The sequence below is a fragment of the Citrobacter sp. JGM124 genome (assembly GCF_018257795.1).
In the GTDB taxonomy this organism is placed as follows: domain Bacteria; phylum Pseudomonadota; class Gammaproteobacteria; order Enterobacterales; family Enterobacteriaceae; genus JGM124.
In genome coordinates this window covers 296,247-307,394 of sequence record NZ_JAERJD010000003.1, presented here as the reverse complement: position 1 = coordinate 307,394, position 11,148 = coordinate 296,247, and the positions used below count along the sequence as shown (strand labels likewise).

The following is an 11,148-nucleotide window of genomic DNA, read 5'->3' as shown; positions in this document are numbered from 1 at the left end:
TACGCGTTACAATCCCCATCCGTTAATTGTGGGAATAACTTCCCTGATAATCCGTCTCACTCGGTGAGGCGGTTCTGACTTGATATCAGACTGAGACCAACATGTTTAAACCTGAACTCCTCTCCCCTGCGGGAACGCTGAAAAACATGCGTTACGCCTTCGCTTATGGTGCCGATGCGGTTTACGCGGGCCAGCCCCGTTATTCATTGCGTGTCCGTAACAATGAATTTAATCACGAAAATCTGCAAAACGGCATCAATGAGGCCCATGCTTTAGGGAAAAAATTCTATGTGGTGGTCAATATCGCGCCCCACAATGCCAAGCTTAAAACCTTTATTCGTGATTTAAAACCGGTGGTGGAGATGGGGCCGGATGCCCTTATTATGTCAGACCCGGGGCTCATTATGATGGTGCGTGAAGCCTTTCCTGAAATGGATATTCACCTGTCTGTTCAGGCAAATGCCGTCAACTGGGCCACAGTAAAGTTCTGGCAACAAATGGGGCTGACACGCGTTATTTTGTCTCGTGAGCTTTCTTTGGATGAGATTGCTGAGATCCGTGCTCAGGTGCCAGAAATGGAGCTGGAAATTTTTGTGCACGGTGCCCTGTGTATGGCTTACTCGGGGCGCTGCCTGTTGTCAGGCTATATCAATAAGCGCGACCCTAACCAGGGAACCTGCACCAATGCCTGTCGCTGGGAGTATAAAGTCCAGGAAGGCAAAGAGGATGATATCGGGAATATCGTCCATATTCATGAGCCCATTGCCGTTCAGAATATTGAACCCACTCTGGGTATTGGTGCCCCTACGGATAAAGTCTTTATGGTTGAAGAGGCCCAGCGTCCGGGCGAGTATATGACCGCCTTTGAAGACGAGCATGGCACTTATATCATGAACTCTAAGGATCTGCGGGCGATTGAGCATGTTGAACGCCTGACTCAAATGGGCGTTCACTCGCTAAAAATTGAAGGGCGCACTAAGTCCCACTACTACTGTGCCCGTACCGCACAAGTTTATCGCCGGGCCATTGATGACGCCGCCGCCGGTAAGCCTTTTGACCCAACACTGCTGCAGACCCTTGAAGGCCTGGCACATCGCGGTTACACGGAAGGCTTCTTGCGTCGTCATACCCATGACAGCGCACAGAATTATGATTATGGTCATTCGATTTCAGACCGCCAGCAATTCGTCGGGGAATTTACCGGGGAACGACGTGGTCACCTGGCCGCCGTGACGGTGAAAAATAAGTTTGTGGTGGGTGACAGCCTCGAACTGATGACCCCCCAGGGCAATGTGGTATTCACTCTTGAGCACATGGAAAACAACAAGTCACAGTCGGTGTCAGTCGCCCCCGGTGACGGCCATACCATGTGGCTGCCCGTTCCCGAAGATATGGATCTGAGTTATGCGTTACTGATGCGCAATCTCAACGGCCAGACTACCCGGGATAAAAAAATTGCCAGTTAGACAAGATGTGCTTTTTATTACTCAATAGTTAGAATTTGATCACATACTGCTCAACAGTCAAGGGTTATTATACTGGGGCTGAAAAATGCTAACCAGAAACAAGCAGCTTTGTTAAAACCACCTCCTTAGTCTGCGCAATCTCCCTTGCGCAGACTCTCTTTTTTCTACTCTTTGTATTTCTTGCCCTACACTTAGAACCTATCTTGTCTGAACAGAGGTGACTCATGGCAACTTATCCCGTTTCATTGGTAATTCTTAATGGTAAGAGTGCCGAAAACGAGGCAGTGCGTAATGCAGTAAAAGTCCTGCGTGACGAAGGGTACACACTGCACATTCGCGTCACTTGGGAAAAAGAAGACACTCCACGTTATGTTGATGAAGCCCTGGCACTGGGGGTGGATACGGTTATTGCAGGGGGTGGGGACGGTACCATCAATGCCATTGCCACCTGTCTTGCCAAACTTGACCCCGGCAAACGCCCGGCACTGGGTATTTTACCCTTAGGTACTGCCAACGACTTTGCCACCAGCGCAGGTATTCCTCTTGACGCAGAACCCGCTTTACGGCTGGCGATAGTCGCCAGCGCTATCGACGTGGATCTTATTCAGGTTAATCACGATGCGTTCTTTATCAATATGGCAACGGGCGGTTTTGGTACCCGGATAACAACAGAAACGCCGGAGAAGATGAAATCCGTACTGGGTAGTCTTTCCTATTTTATTCATGGGCTAATCAGCACCGATACCCTGAAACCAGACCGCTGTGAGATTCACGGGGACGGTTTTAACTGGCAGGGAGATGCATTAGTGATAGGAATAGGCAATGGGCGTCAGGCCGGCGGTGGCCAGCAGCTCTGCCCTGATGCGCTGATTAATGACGGGCTACTGGATTTAAGAATTTTCACTGGTGAGGAGCTCTTGCCCGCGTTAATGACACAGCTGACGGACGTTTCAGAGTTCTACGATGTGACGGAGGCCCGTTCAGCCTGGTTTTCTGTCACAGCCCCGAATGAAATCACCTTCAATCTTGACGGTGAGCCGTTAAGTGGCCGGGAATTTCACCTGGAAGTTCATCCCCATGCCCTGGCGTGCCGGCTGCCGCCGAATTGCCCACTGATCAAGTAGTCTCTTACATGCCCTTCCCCTGCCGGGGAAGGGCATAACACATCAGGCCAGTGTGATTTTTTTGTCCAGGTAGACATCCTGCACAGCGTGGATCAGTTTCACCCCTTCCGGCATGGATTTTTTAAACGCTTTACGCCCTAAAATCAGCCCCATTCCCCCTGCTCTTTTATTAATAACCGCAGTACGGACAGCATCGCTCAAGTCATTTTTGCCCCCTGATGCGCCCCCGGAGTTAATCAGCCCGGCACGGCCCATATAACAGTTGGCTAACTGGTAACGGACCAAGTCTATCGGGTTATCCGTGGTGAGCTTGCTGTAGACTTTTTCGTCCGTGTAGCCAAAATTAACGGCTTTATAACCGCCATTATTTTCAGCCATTTTTTGCTTAACAATATCCGCCCCAATAGTGGCAGCCAGGTGATTCGCCTGTCCGGTTAAGTCAGCACTGGCGTGGTAGTCCACACCGTCTTTTTTAAATGCGGGGTTACGCAAGTAAGCCCACAACACGGTGACTAAACCTAATTCATGAGCCCGTTCAAAAGCGGCTGAAATTTCTTCAATCTGGCGGCGCGATTCCTGCGATCCAAAATAGATAGTGGCACCCACCGCCACAGCACCCATGTTGAAGGCCTGTTCCACGCTGGCGTACAGGGTCTGGTCGTACTGGGTAGGGTAACTTAACGTTTCATTATGGTTAAGCTTTACCAGGAAAGGAATACGGTGGGCATAACGGCGTGCCACCGAGGCCAGAACACCATAGGTGGAGGCCACGCAGTTACAGCCAGCTTCAAGGGCAAGTTCAACAATATTTTTCGGATCAAAATAGAGTGGGTTAGCCGCGAAAGAAGCCCCGGCAGAGTGTTCAACCCCTTGGTCAACAGGCAAAATAGAGAGATAACCAGTGCCAGCCAGGCGTCCTGTATTATAGAGTGTTTGCATATTACGCAGCACGGTTGGCGAGCGGTTATTGTCAACCATCACCCGGTCAACATAGTCGTGGCCCGGAAGATAGAGGCTATCCGCAGGAATCGTCATACAACGGTGTTCCAACAGCTCCGCTGCTTCTTCACCCAGCAACTGTAAAATATCAGTCATCATTCATCCTCGTTGTCTGCACTGTAGATATATGAATTTAATAACCTGAAAAACGTTGGTACCCATAAGGTATCTGCGGGTATCCCCTCTGATATCCTTTAACTGACTCTATTTACCCTAGCACATCATGGGAAAACTGCCGGGCTAATGCAGCCGGCGGCATCATGCTGAGAAAAAATACAGGCCTTATGGTGTTATTTACCCCCGCACAGGTCGGGGTTTTTATAATTAATTGCTATATTTTATGGACTCTGGTTCTTGTCACCAGACAAATAATACGGGCACACTCGTATCAACTTATTATTTAATAATGATCAAAGGAAAAATAATGTCTCAGCCTGTTACGCCTTTTTCCAGCGCGCGTTTTTTAGCGATTAGATTATTACCCGGAGAGGATGTGTTACCCGCATTACGCAAGTATGTGAAGCAATACAATTTGCAGGCTGCTTTTATTGCTGGCTGCGTAGGAAGTTTAACGAATGTTGCGTTGCGTTATGCAGGGCAAAGTTATGCCGGAAAAAAAGGAATCGATTTTCTCACGGGTAAATTTGAGGTGGTGTCATTGATAGGCACGCTGGACGCCAACGGAGAGCACCTGCACCTGGCGGTGTCCGATGAGAAAGGCGTGATGACCGGCGGACATATGGTTGATGGCAGTACCGTAAGGACAACTCTGGAGCTGGTTATTGGTGAACTCGAACAGGTGACTTTTCAGCGGGAAACCTGTGCCTTGTCCACCTATGAAGAGTTAGTTGTTACCCCGCGATAAATTAATCTAATAATAAACTTTATAAAGCTAACTATATTATGAAAACAAAAATATCCAGCAGTACCCTGGTGTTAATAGTCATTTCAGTAGCGATTAATATTATCGGCAGTCAGTTGAGTGATATTGTTAAATTACCCATTTTTCTCGACTCAATTGGTACCATTATTAGCGCATTATTAGCAGGCCCATGGATTGGCTTATTAACCGGCCTATTAAGCAACCTGCTTAGTGGCCTGGTAAGTGGCCCCATTGCCGTTGCTTTTGCCCCCGTCGCGATGGTGATTGGCTTAAGTGCCGGTTTAATGGCCCGGGCTGGTTTCTTCCGCACGTTACCACGTGTCATCCTGTCGGGGGTGGTCATCACGGCGGTATTAACCCTGGTCGCGGTACCCATTCGTATTTATCTGTTTGGTGGTACATCAGGCAGTGGGGCAGACTTCTTTATTGCCTATCTGCATGCGGTCGGTGAAGGCCTGTTTATGTCCGTTTCCTTTGCTGTTATCGGCACAAACCTGGTGGATAAAATCCTCTCAGCGATTGTTGCCTGGTTACTGATCCGCCGCCTGCCACAACGTACACTGCGCCATTTCCCACAGATAGCCCGAGTACGCTAGTTATGCACCCCTTTACCTCATTAACAATTTGGTTATGGGTCTGTGCCAGTTCCCTGTTCCTCCCTCTGGGCTGGCCTCTGGCAGCCTTGAGTGCGGCGTCATTTATCGCCCTGCTTGCCTGGTCCCCGGCACGCTACCGCTGGCGCTTTGTCGCCTGGCTGGTGATCCCAATGGCGCTGGGGTTATGGATGGTTCACAGTGGCTGGCTGGCACACTGGATAACCGGCGCACCGCTGGATACCAGCCGTCAAAATAATGCTCTGGCGCTCTGGCTACGCTTAGTGGTGATCATCAGTGGGGCGCAGATCTGGCTCCAGCTTGTTTCCACCGAACGTTTTATTCGTGCGTTGTTTGCCAGCCGGTTACCTGGGAGTTTCTCCTATTTACTGGCAGGCCCGCTCCTGTTGGTTGAACAACTCGGCCAACAACTCACTCATATCCGTGAAGCACAGATTGCCAGGGGAGTGCCCCTTGATGGTAATGTCTGGCAGCGTTTTGCCTCGCTGCCAGCACTGATACTCCCCCTGGCGGGTCAGGCACTGAGTGAACTTGCGGTACGTGGGGCAGCGCTTGATTTGCGAGCCTTTCGGGCAGTACCGCGGCGCACGACATTACATGCCCCTGCGGATAGCCGCACACAATGCGCGTTACGCTATGGTCTATTGGTACTGATACTCATTGAGGGGGGGCTACGCTGGTGGTGGTAAATCTGCAGCAGTTAACCTTTACGCCGAAGGGGGCAGAAGCCCCACTACTGGGGCCTTTAAATATACAACTTGCCGCGGGCCAATGGCTGGCAGTATTAGGGGGTAATGGCAGTGGTAAAACAACACTGGCCCAGTTACTGACAGGGGGTCTGGGTGGATTACTCCATGGTGAACTGGCTGGCGAAGGTCTGGTACAAGGAGCCGGGCTGGCTGAAGGAACATTGATTGCCTGTGCCGCTCAACGTCAGCTGGTGCAACAATCGCCCCAGTTACAGCTCTCAGGGTGTGCTTTCAGCGTGGAGCAGGAAGTGGCATTCGGCCCGGAAAACCTCGGTTTAGCCCCCCATGAAATAATCGAACGTGTTAACCTGGCGCTGAAACTTACCTACAGTGAGGCATTGCGTTTACGCCATCCTGCTACCCTGTCCGGGGGAGAAGCCCAGCGGGTAGTGATAGCCAGTGCTTTGGCAATGCGCCCCCAGTTACTTCTACTGGATGAAGCCTTTAGCCGTATGACTCCCAGCATGACACAGCGAATACTGGAACAATTAAAATACTACAGTGCCCACCAGGACTGCACTGTGGTGCTGTTTGAACGCACCTTGCTACCGACGGTGACCTGTTGTGAGCAACTCGTATTGCTGGAGCATGGCAAAATCACCGCCAGCGGTACGCTACAGGATGTTTTTGTCCCCGCACTGAGGACGATTAACGCCCCGGATGCCTGGCGTGCCTTGGGTAAACTCGTCGAGCTGGGGGAATGGTCACACCCAATTCCCAAAGATGATCAGGCTTTACTCACCGCGTTTAAGGAACATTATGCTACAGCTCGATAATCTCAGCTACCGCTGGCCTCATACCAGTAATAACTGTATTTCAGACCTGTCATTGCAGCTAACGCCGGGGGAGTGGGTTGCCCTGGTGGGGGATAATGGTGCAGGAAAATCAACACTGCTACGCCTGGCCGCAGGCTTGCTGACACCCAATAATGGTGAAGTACGGTTAAAAGGGCAGCATCTTGCAGATTACAGCGCGCCCCAGCGGGCCAACCATATTGGGGTTCTGTTTCAGGAAGCAGAACGGCAGATTTTCTATAACAGCGTGTTTGATGAGGTCGCTTTCGGGCTGCGCCGTCAAAAACTTCCGTCTTCGGAAGTCACCCGCCGAACCCAGGAAGCACTGGTGATCTGTGGGCTGGAAGATGTGGCAACACAGCATCCACTGGATCTACACGCGGGGCAGCGGCGCATGGTGGCGGTAGCCTGTTTATGTGCCACGGCTCCCTCGATTCTGCTACTGGATGAACCGAGCCGTGATTTTGATGCTTACTGGTTATCCCGCTTTGAATACTGGCTGGAAACCCAGCGGGCGGCAGGCACCGCTATTCTCGCCATCAGCCATGACCTGGATTTTATTGCCCGTCACTTCCCGCGGGTGATCCACCTCGACGCAGGGACGTTGATTGCCGATGGTTCACCCGAACAGGTATTACGTGCCCCAGCCTTACAGCCACCGTCAGTTCTGCCCGCTCCTACACTCTATGCCTTGAGTGAAGCACAGAGCCTGGCTCTGGAAAGTGATCCCCATCGCTGGGCACAACTCTGGCTACAGGCACGACGGGAGCAAGATCAAACCATCCCTGTGGCTTAAGGTTTTCTGGCCCACCCCATTACCACCACTCGTGGAAATGATGCACCGGGCCGATTCCCTGCCCGACTTCCAGACTGTCCGCCTGGGCCAGTGCGAGGGAAAGCCAGGCCTTGGCCTGTTGCAATGTACTGCCCCAGTCGTTGTGGCGTGGACGTAAAGCCGCCAGGGCCGCAGAAAGAGTACACCCAGTACCATGCGTGTTTTTCGTCGCAATACGCCCGGCGGTGAACCGCTGCTCTCCTGTGGGGGTAAATAACCAGTCCGGGCTCTCGGTGTCTGTTAAATGCCCCCCTTTGAGCAATACCGCCTGGCAGCCCAGGGCAAGCAATGCCCTGCCCTGCTCTTTCATCTCAGCCTCGTTAGTGGCATGGGGGGCATCCAGCAAAGCGGCGGCTTCAGGTAAATTGGGCGTGATCAGCGACACCCGGGGCAACAGATGCCGCCGCAGGCTGTCCACCGCTTCCGGTGCCAGCAGAGGATCGCCACTTTTTGCCAGCATCACCGTATCCAGAACCACACTTGTCACACCATAGCGGGCAAGCTGGGCTGCAACGGTTTCAACAATATCAGCCTCAGCCAGCATCCCTATTTTTACCGTATCAATACGCACATCGCTCAAGACCGAGTCCAGCTGCGCTGCAACAAAGGCAGGCTCAATACGATACACTGACTGTACACCGCACGTATTTTGCGCCACCAGGGCGGTTATCACGCTCGTGCCATAGGCCCCAAGGGCAGAAAACGTTTTCAGATCCGCCTGAATGCCAGCCCCACCACTGGGGTCAGTCCCCGCAATAGTCAGGGCATTAATTCGTTTCATGCAGGCTCCCCCATGATGGAAAGAGCATCCAGTAAAGCCACAGCAAAACTTCCCAGGCCCCGGCTGTGTTGTGCAGCATAAGCACCGGCTTGTTTCATCATGCTGCATCCCCCGGCGATATTCTCCAGCCGGTCACCAGGTAAAGCACAGCAAGCGGCTACCACGGCGGATAACGCGCACCCTGTCCCGACAAGCTTTGTCATTAACACGGAGCCCCCGGTCACCGTGAGGGTACGGGCTCCGTCAGTGACATAGTCCACCTCCCCGGTCACGACCACAATGGCCCCAGTCTGTAGCGCCAGCTGTTGGGCTGCTGGCAGGGCACTCGCCGGGCTATCCGTACTGTCAACCCCACGCCCACCATGACTCAACCCTGTGAGGGCTATAATCTCCGAAGCATTACCGCGAATCGCTGCCGGTTTGCGGCTGATTATCTGCTGACAAAAGGCGCTGCGCAGACTGAGCATCCCTACGCCAACCGGATCCAGCACCCAGGGCGTGCCAGCCGCGAGCGCTCCATCAATCCCCCGCTGCATTGCCTCGGTCTGTCGCAGGGTTAAAGTACCAACATTAATTAACAGGGCATCAGCAATGGCCGCAAACTGTTGGGCTTCATCCGGGGCGGTGATCATGGCCGGCGAGGCTCCCAGTGCCAGCAGCACATTCGCCGTGAACGTCTGAACAACATCGTTTGTCATGCAGTGCACCAAAGGCGAGCACTGGCGGAAAGTCTGTAAGGTGGGTAAATCGGGCAGGTCAGGTTGCATGGTTTTAAAGCTCCTGTCCGGCGTGAAGAAGGGATACCGGCAGGTATCTGACTTCCCTACGCTGGCATTATCCAGATCAGGTGGTACGGGTATTTCTCAGCCTTCAACGAAGAAGGGCACCCCGAGTCATTTGCTACAAATTAAAAAAATGGGATTAATGGCTCCCATTAATTCCTGATCAGAATAATGCCAGCGGAAAGTCTTGTAAACGGCAAAAGTGGCCCTTTGGGGCGCATGGCTGATTTACAGGTACTGTTAACACATCAGCCACGTGTTCGTGGTGTTCCGCCCCCGGCGATTTGATTTGGTTCGGTTTTGATCTGATCGCCGGGCATGCCCAGCTGTGAAATTGCTGTCTCTGGCAGGCCAGCCAATCCATTATGTCTCCGAGTATGATGGCGTCCCTTCTGCTTCTCTCTTCAGGCCGTCAGCAGCCCTGATATCCTTCATGTGGCCGCCTTTACTCATGGGATCTTTTCACACCACGCTGATTAAGCCTACTGCATTAAAATAATACCAGGGAGACCATTTTTTATCGTATGCCGATCAACGTGAAATAAACCCGACAGCGTTCAGCTACACGATACTCTGCACGCCACTGAAGTCACGCTATGCTGGTGCACTTAATCATCTCACTATCTGCCCGCGGTTTTCCCATCAGGTGCGCTGTTTCTTCTTGTTTAAATACATGTCGTTGTCTGCATGTTCAAGCAACTGACGCTTGTCGGTGCCATGCTGGGGGTAAATTCCGATCCCGAGACTGGGGGCTATCGTCAGGCGGTTACCTTTGAGGGTAAAGGGTAAATGAAAAGCAGCACGGACCCTTTCCGCCACCACCGTCGCCTGCTCTGGCTGTGTTAACTTCTGTAGTAAAATCACAAATTCATCGCCACCAATACGCGAGACGGTATCTGACTCCCCCACACAGGATGCCAGGCGTGCGGCGGTTTCCTGCAACAATAAGTCCCCAATACCATGGCCCAGCGTATCGTTAACCTGTTTAAACTTGTCGAGGTCAATATACAGCAGCGCTAACTGGCCTTGATCCCGCTGCGCGGTAGAGAGCGCGATATCTATCCGGTCGTACAATAGGCCCCGGTTAGGCAGATCTGTGAGTTGATCGTACTGCGCCATGTGCTGCAACCGGGCCTGCATTTGCTGGCGCTCAATCGCGGTGACAATCTGCGTCGAAACAAACTGCAGTAATTCCTGATCCTTCTCCTTGTAGCCGACGCCGTCAAGGTAGCTTTTAATCATAAGGACACCAATAGTGCCCCTGTGGGATTTAAGCGGCACCCCTAACCAGCAGGAGGGTATCCTGCCATGGGAAAGCTGCCGTACTTCCTGCGGGGCACCCGTCATATCCGGTGTGTACAAAAGCGGCTGGCCTGTCTCAATAACCTCAGAGTACAGCGTGCCGGGGAGCAGCGTAAAAGGATCCGGTGCCGTGATAAATTCATCCACATGATAAGGGAAACTGAGCTGACTCGTTTCATCGTCGTAAAGCATGACGGAAAAATTATCGGCGGGAAGCAGCGTGCGGATGATCTCATGAATACGCTGAAATAATTCAAGTAAATCTTCGGTAGAATGGACAGCTTCAGTAATAGAATACAGTGCTGACTTTAATAATTCTGATCGTTTGCGTTCGGTAATATCCCGGGCAACGCCCACACGCAACTGCTCAGTGGGTGACCAGCGGGCTGACCACATAATGTTGACGATTTGCCCGTGTTTATGGACGTAACGATTCTCAAAATGAAACTGGGGATGGCCTGACATTACTTCCACCACGGAGTTTCTCGTCATTTCTCGATCTTCAGGCAGCATCATGTCAAACATGTTTTTACCGATCATTTCTTGCGGCGTATAACCAAAAATACGTTCACATGAGGCACTCACATAAACGATATTAGCCTCGGCATCCACGGCAAAGACGGCATCCAGCATGATATCAATAAAATTACTCAACGCTGCGCGGGGGTTTGATTCCATGGCGAAATTAAAAACCTGAATATAAGTGTGAGTACGGTTTACGTGCAGGAAAGAGACCCGTCGTCCATTAACACACAGAGCAATGCCCTGAACGAATGGTTAGAAGATAGTATAGCAACCAGCGAATATACAATGAAAAAA

General features: G+C 51.9%; 11 protein-coding genes and 1 riboswitch. Of the genes, 7 read left to right on the top strand and 4 right to left on the bottom strand.

Going from position 1 to position 11,148, the window contains the following annotated elements:
• Positions 1–101 precede the first annotated feature (101 nt).
• Both yegQ and yegS read left to right on the top strand, forming a co-directional pair.
• Positions 102–1,466 (top strand): tRNA 5-hydroxyuridine modification protein YegQ, encoded by a 1,365-nt coding sequence (gene yegQ / locus JK154_RS06110; protein WP_211991620.1) that lies wholly within the window; start codon positions 102–104, stop codon positions 1,464–1,466.
• Positions 1,467–1,690: 224 nt separating this feature from the next.
• Complete coding sequence (yegS, locus tag JK154_RS06105) at positions 1,691–2,590, top strand: lipid kinase YegS (protein ID WP_211991619.1); 900 nt, start codon at positions 1,691–1,693, stop codon at positions 2,588–2,590.
• Between the two features lie 42 nt (positions 2,591–2,632).
• On the opposite strand, the gene fbaB is transcribed toward yegS, so the two are convergent.
• Positions 2,633–3,685 carry a class I fructose-bisphosphate aldolase gene (gene fbaB / locus JK154_RS06100; protein WP_211991692.1) on the bottom strand — a complete coding sequence of 351 codons (1,053 nt, stop codon included), beginning with the start codon at positions 3,683–3,685 and terminating at the stop codon, positions 2,633–2,635.
• A gap of 328 nt (positions 3,686–4,013) precedes the next feature.
• Here fbaB and JK154_RS06095 point away from each other — a divergent pair, with 328 nt between their 5' ends.
• The 5 genes from JK154_RS06095 to JK154_RS06075 are packed head-to-tail and all read left to right on the top strand — an operon-like array spanning position 4,014 to position 7,425.
• A complete protein-coding gene (locus JK154_RS06095; RefSeq protein WP_211991618.1) occupies positions 4,014–4,454 on the top strand; it encodes a PPC domain-containing DNA-binding protein in 441 nt (146 codons plus the stop codon).
• Positions 4,455–4,489: 35 nt separating this feature from the next.
• Positions 4,490–5,068 carry an ECF transporter S component gene (locus tag JK154_RS06090; RefSeq protein ID WP_349291097.1) on the top strand — a complete coding sequence of 193 codons (579 nt, stop codon included), beginning with the start codon at positions 4,490–4,492 and terminating at the stop codon, positions 5,066–5,068.
• 2 nt (positions 5,069–5,070) lie between these two features.
• Positions 5,071–5,775, top strand: a complete 705-nt coding sequence (locus JK154_RS06085) for an energy-coupling factor transporter transmembrane component T (protein ID WP_211991616.1) — start codon at positions 5,071–5,073, stop codon at positions 5,773–5,775.
• On the top strand, positions 5,766–6,611 hold the full coding sequence (locus tag JK154_RS06080; RefSeq protein WP_211991615.1) for an energy-coupling factor ABC transporter ATP-binding protein: 846 nt from the start codon (positions 5,766–5,768) through the stop codon (positions 6,609–6,611). Before JK154_RS06085 ends, JK154_RS06080 begins: the two co-directional genes overlap by 10 nt.
• Positions 6,595–7,425 (top strand): ABC transporter ATP-binding protein, encoded by an 831-nt coding sequence (locus JK154_RS06075; RefSeq protein WP_211991614.1) that lies wholly within the window; start codon positions 6,595–6,597, stop codon positions 7,423–7,425. The genes JK154_RS06080 and JK154_RS06075 overlap by 17 nt, the downstream gene beginning before the upstream one ends.
• Before the next feature lie 19 nt (positions 7,426–7,444).
• On the opposite strand, the gene thiD is transcribed toward JK154_RS06075, so the two are convergent.
• From thiD to JK154_RS06060, 3 genes are all read right to left on the bottom strand, one after another.
• The gene (gene thiD / locus JK154_RS06070; RefSeq protein WP_211991613.1) at positions 7,445–8,245 is read right to left on the bottom strand and encodes a bifunctional hydroxymethylpyrimidine kinase/phosphomethylpyrimidine kinase; all 801 of its coding nucleotides are present in this window, start codon (positions 8,243–8,245) and stop codon (positions 7,445–7,447) included.
• Positions 8,242–9,012, bottom strand: a complete 771-nt coding sequence (gene thiM / locus JK154_RS06065) for a hydroxyethylthiazole kinase (protein ID WP_211991612.1) — start codon at positions 9,010–9,012, stop codon at positions 8,242–8,244. The genes thiD and thiM overlap by 4 nt, the downstream gene beginning before the upstream one ends.
• Positions 9,013–9,048: 36 nt before the next feature.
• Positions 9,049–9,146, bottom strand: a riboswitch (TPP riboswitch).
• Positions 9,147–9,669: 523 nt separating this feature from the next.
• Positions 9,670–11,007: a GGDEF domain-containing protein gene (locus JK154_RS06060; RefSeq protein ID WP_211991611.1), complete on the bottom strand. Its 1,338-nt coding sequence runs from the start codon at positions 11,005–11,007 to the stop codon at positions 9,670–9,672.
• Positions 11,008–11,148 lie beyond the last annotated feature (141 nt).